This window comes from Flavobacterium macrobrachii (assembly GCF_014486675.1).
Classification (GTDB): Bacteria; Bacteroidota; Bacteroidia; order Flavobacteriales; family Flavobacteriaceae; genus Flavobacterium; species Flavobacterium macrobrachii.
Genome location: NZ_JACTAC010000142.1, coordinates 1 through 1,860 on the forward strand (window position 1 = coordinate 1; position 1,860 = coordinate 1,860).

Annotated in this window: 1 protein-coding gene and 1 pseudogene; both read right to left on the reverse strand. The window is 29.7% G+C overall.

Annotation, left to right across the window (positions count from 1 at the left end):
- Positions 1-202 (reverse strand): annotated as a pseudogene (locus IAI56_RS15600) (hypothetical protein); the annotation flags it as partial.
- Positions 203-452: 250 nt separating this feature from the next.
- On the reverse strand, positions 453-1,586 hold the full coding sequence (locus tag IAI56_RS15605; RefSeq protein WP_187658743.1) for an erythromycin esterase family protein: 1,134 nt from the start codon (positions 1,584-1,586) through the stop codon (positions 453-455).
- Between the last annotated feature and the right edge of the window lie 274 nt (positions 1,587-1,860).

The following is a 1,860-nucleotide window of genomic DNA, read 5'->3' on the forward strand; positions in this document are numbered from 1 at the left end:
AGTAATGCTTGTTCCCAATTTTTACACAAGGAATAATTCCCTTGTTACGATAGCGTTTCAGTGTTGATGAACTGCATTTAAGCAACATAAACATGTCATAATTATCCAACAACTCTTCTTCAATAGGAAGATGTAAAGGCGAAGCAGCAGCTTCCAACCTTTCAATTTTAGCTAAGATTAGCTTCAAATCACGTTTCTTCATAAGCGTACGATTTAGGGTTAGGATTTGGGTTTTTACAATAAAAATTGTAAGCTAAAATAAAAAAAAAATATTTTAAAAAACTGACCGTTAGAAGATTATCCCACAAAAAACCAAAAACTCTATATTCTATTCTCTATATTCTATTCTCTATATTCTATCTTCTAATTTCTAAATTCTAAATTCTATATTCTATTCTCTATATTCTATTTTCTAATTTCTAAATTCTAAATTCTAAACTGGTAACTTGAAACTATTTTAAAAGTACCGACTTTTCTCCAATACCAATAAATACAAGAGCATCAAAATGTTTAAACCAGTTAGTCTTGGTTTTTTTGAAGCCAAACATACCTTCAAACTCTTTAGTTTCAAAATCAGCGTGCTCCTCAATTAGTTTCTTAGAGTCAATAAAATAATTTTGTTTAGTAGAAGGTAAAAAATGCAGCAAGTTAGTAGCATCTTTAGCACTTTTTTCAATATACTTCTCTTTACGAAAAGGCATGTGGATAGAAGAAACCGCTATATGATAAGAAATATTCGGATTTAAACGGTTAAAATCGCTACCCATCGTTTTCCCTTTCATAAACTCATACTCATATTTAGCCATATGCGCATTAGCTAGCCAAACGATAAACTTTTTATCAGGAAACTGATGTACTAAAAAAGATAAGTTTTTTGCCATTTGCTTGTCTCTAATAGGAATTCCTTCAGTACTACTACTGTTTATAGTATAAATTTGAACGGTCGATTTAAAGCTTTCAAAAATTTGATACCACAGTTTGTTTGATTGTATTTTATCATTTTGAAGATAGTTATCCAGCGTATTGAGTAGAGCATTTACCTCATCGTTTGTGAATTCTTTCTTTGCCATAGTACCATATTTAATGATTTTTTCAACAGAATTTATAAAATCATCATGATATGCAATTCCGTTTTCTTTTAAGAAAGTTTCAATTTTGTTTACATAGTTGTGATACGTGTAGTAAGAATGTGTTTGATTGTCTAAACCCCACAATGTTATATCATTTTTTTCCAAAAACTCAAACAATTCCTGACACTGTTTTGACATTGACCAAAGCGGAAAAACATTATACTTCTTATGATCAAAATACAAACCAAAAAAATCACTTTCAAACACTATGTCTTTATACCCTTTTTCCTCAACCAAGTATTTAACAAACTCTGTTTTAGCCAAAAAATCAGAACCAATATGATGTTCCGATTCACCAAGAAAAACTACTCTTTTATCTTCAATATTTTTTGATAGTACATCCTTAACTTCTGTAGTTAAAAGATGGTCAATAGCATTCAATGGATAAAGATTATCTTCAACTTGAGCATATAAAAACGAGTGAAAAATAAATAGAACTAAAATTTTCTTAAACATAATTTAATTAAATATTGAGAATAACACCAAACTGCGAAAAAACTCCACAACCATTTTATCAAACATAGTAAAACCCAGCAAAACATACCACCAACTTAACAAAACATTGTGCTAAAAAAAACAACAAACCCAAAACTCTATATTCTAAATTCTAAATTCCAACTCTTTCTTCTTGCTTCTTTCTTCTTGCTTCTAAACTCAAAACTCGTAACTCGAAACTCGCAACTCGAAACTCGAAACTCACAATTCAAAAAAAACACTACCTTTAACCCCT

What these genes read in the sequence shown, in the direction of transcription:
- IAI56_RS15605 (WP_187658743.1), bottom strand. Translation starts at nt 1,586, where the DNA reads ATGTTTAAGAAAATTTTAGTTCTATTTATTTTTCACTCGTTTTTATAT.